Origin of the sequence: uncultured Albimonas sp. (genome assembly GCF_963977235.1) — a bacterium.
Classification (GTDB): domain Bacteria; phylum Pseudomonadota; class Alphaproteobacteria; order Rhodobacterales; family Rhodobacteraceae; genus Albimonas.
In genome coordinates, this window is the sequence record NZ_CAXBOD010000143.1 from 1 (window position 1) to 2,086 (window position 2,086).

The following is a 2,086-nucleotide window of genomic DNA, read 5'->3' on the forward strand; positions in this document are numbered from 1 at the left end:
AAAATGCGCCGCCGCCTGGAGGACACGCTGGGCGAGGCGCCCAAGGATCTCGCCTCGGCCTTCTGATCGCGCGTCCGGTTTCGGGCGGTCTCGACGTCGGAGCGATTTTCGGTTCCGATGACAGGGAGTTAAGGCTGCGGCCCGTCGCGTCAAGCGCCGGGCCGCATTGTTGTGCGGGCGCCGCGTCGCAGGGGGGCGCGATCAGGGCTCCTGCGGCGGCGCGGCCAGGCGCGCGGGATCGCGCAGCGCCATGCGCGGGCCCGGCAGCAGGTCATAGGGCGCGCGCCAGCCCGGCAGCGCCCGGATCCGGTCGAGCCAGGCCGCCGTCGCCGGATGGCTGCGCGCGAAATCGAAGCCATGCTCCTCGGGCGCATGGACCAGGTAGCCGCAGGCCGAGATGTCGGCGACCGTCGCCCGGGGGCCCGCGAGAAACGCGCTCGCCGCCACCCGCGCCTCCAGCACCGCCAGCGCGTCGTCCAGGCGCCTCCTGAGATACCGCAGGTCGCCCGGATCCGGCGCGTCCACGAAGGCCCGCAGGTATCGCCAGGGCGCCATGCAGCCGGTCAGCTTGTGATTGTCCCAGAACAGCCAGCGCAGGATCTCGAACCGCTCCTCCTCCGTCTGCGGGCCGTAGAGGCCGAAGCGGTCGGCGAGGCGCAGCAGGATCGGCGCGGTCTGGGTCAGGCGCTGGCCGTCCTCCTCCAGCACCGGGATCTCGCCCATCTCGTTGACCGCCGCGCGCCATTCCGGCGTGCGGGTGACGCCGGCGGCGAAGTCGGTCCATACGGCCTCGAACTCCTGACCGCAGAGGCGCAGCATCAGGGCGAGCTTGTAGCTGTTGCCGGATTCGGGGAAGTGATGGAGTCGGTAGATCGGCATCGGGCGAAGCCTCCGGGGCGCCGCCCGAGCCCGGAAAAACGGAACGAACGACTCGCATGACGGAACATTTGTTCTGCGATTACGCCGCCCCGCCCCTTCGGTCAAGCCGGAGGGCGTGAGCGTGGAGGCCGACGCGCAGATGGAGGCGGCGCTGCGGGTGATCGGGCGGCGGGGGCTCGAGTCCCTGACCCATCGCGCGGTGGCGGCGGAGGCCGGGGTCTCGCTGGGCGCGGTCACCCATCGCCACCGCAAGCGCGACGACCTTGCGGCCGCGGCCATGGCCTATGCGGTGGGGCGCGAGACGGCGCGGGCCGACGCCTTCGCCCTGCGCCTGCAGTCCGAGGCCTTCGACCTGCCCGCCTGGATCGACGCCGTCGCCGCCCACTACGCCCGCGAGCTGGAGACGAATCGCGACCGCCACGCCGCCTGCTGCGAGGCGCTGCTGGCCGCCGCCCGCGACCCGCGCCACCGCCCGGCGGTCGAGGCCTGGCTTGCGGCGTGGCGCCGCGCGCCGGCGCTGGCCCTGCGCGCCGCCGGCGCCCCGGAGCCGGAGCTGCGCGCCGCCGATCTCGTCGACGCGATGATCGGCGCGGTGATGCGCCAGCTCGCCGTTCCCGCCCCCGATTTCGCCGCAGCGCTGCAGCGGACGCTGGCCGCGATGATCGGCGGCTGGCTGAGCGCGGGGTGGCGCGCGCGATAACACGCACAGGCTTGTGAAATAAAACCCGTCGGCAATCGTGATTGTAGAAACTCTTCCATTCCATGCTGCGATGCGCCATCTGGGGTGGCGACACCCTGCGCCCGCCTGTCGAATGGCGGGGGGCGACGGGCCCTGTTACGACCGAGCCGACCGGAGGATATGCGGGATGCGTGCGATGCAGCAGGAAGTTCAGGCCGGCTCGACCGCCCAGGAATTCGAGTGCCCCGCCTCGGCCTTCGCCGAGACGGTCCTCTCGGTGAAGCACTACACCGACAACCTGTTCAAGTTCCGCCTGTCGCGGCCGGCGAGCTTCCGCTTCCGCTCGGGCGAGTTCGTGATGATCGGTCTGCCCGGCGAGAAGCCGGTGTGGCGCGCCTACTCCATCGCCTCGCCCAGCTGGGACGAGGAGCTGGAGTTCTACTCGATCAAGGTTCCCGACGGCCCCCTGACCTCTCAGCTGCAGAAGATCCGCGTCGGCGACACGGTCTGGTTCCGCAAGAAGCCGAC

At 71.5% G+C, this 2,086-nt stretch carries 3 protein-coding genes; 2 read left to right on the top strand and 1 reads right to left on the bottom strand.

Going from position 1 to position 2,086, the window contains the following annotated elements; all coding sequences use genetic code 11:
- Positions 1-201: 201 nt before the first annotated feature.
- Positions 202-879 (bottom strand): glutathione S-transferase family protein, encoded by a 678-nt coding sequence (locus AAC134_RS23790; protein WP_339952291.1) that lies wholly within the window; start codon positions 877-879, stop codon positions 202-204.
- Positions 880-994: 115 nt separating this feature from the next.
- Here AAC134_RS23790 and AAC134_RS23795 point away from each other — a divergent pair, with 115 nt between their 5' ends.
- Together AAC134_RS23795 and AAC134_RS23800 are read left to right on the top strand one after the other, a co-directional pair.
- A complete protein-coding gene (locus AAC134_RS23795; protein WP_339952293.1) occupies positions 995-1,579 on the top strand; it encodes a TetR family transcriptional regulator in 585 nt (194 codons plus the stop codon).
- Between the two features lie 175 nt (positions 1,580-1,754).
- Positions 1,755-2,086: FAD-binding oxidoreductase (locus tag AAC134_RS23800; RefSeq protein WP_339952295.1), on the top strand; the 332-nt coding region annotated here is incomplete at its 3' end.